This window comes from Glycomyces halotolerans (genome assembly GCF_054779575.1).
The window spans coordinates 1-563 of record NZ_BAAGXZ010000073.1; the positions used below are offsets into that span (position 1 = coordinate 1).

The window sequence follows — 563 nt, forward strand, 5'->3', positions numbered from 1 at the left end:
CTCCAACAGAAACAAGCTGATGAGATTTTATCCCTTTATCGAAAGATTGAGGGGCTCAAATCTCCCCAACGACCAAAAGCAGTGCGCCTCATTGAAGTCGCTGCTTATTCCATTGGAGTAACAGAAGGACGTGAGATGGCCCGTATTGAAATCGCCACGCTCGTTCGCCGTTACCATCAGCTGGAACAAGATATCGAGAGGATTACTCAACACTTAGTTGAGCTTGTAAAAACTTCTGTAGAGTACGAGTGGCTATCAACGGTACCAGGACTAGGAGATACAACGATAGTTGATTTATTAGCTGAAATCGGAAGCTTTTCATACTATGAAGACCCACGCCAACTAATCAAACTCGCGGGGTTAACATTACGAGAGAGTTCTTCCGGACAGCACAAAGGGCAAAAGCGCATCTCCAAACGTGGCAGAAGAAAGCTGCGTGCCCTCCTATTTAGAGTTATGATGCCGATGATTCGACATAATGAGGCTTTTAGAAAACTGCACGAATATTATACAAATCGTCAGGTTAATCCATTACGTAAGAAGCAGTCTATCGTGGTTCTATG

1 protein-coding gene is annotated in these 563 nt (G+C 44.2%); it reads left to right on the forward strand.

The window, feature by feature from the left end; translation table 11 throughout:
* Window positions 1-563, forward strand: a 563-nt coding sequence (locus tag ACYVL2_RS20090) for a transposase (RefSeq protein ID WP_460546575.1), incomplete at both ends; no start/stop codon positions are given.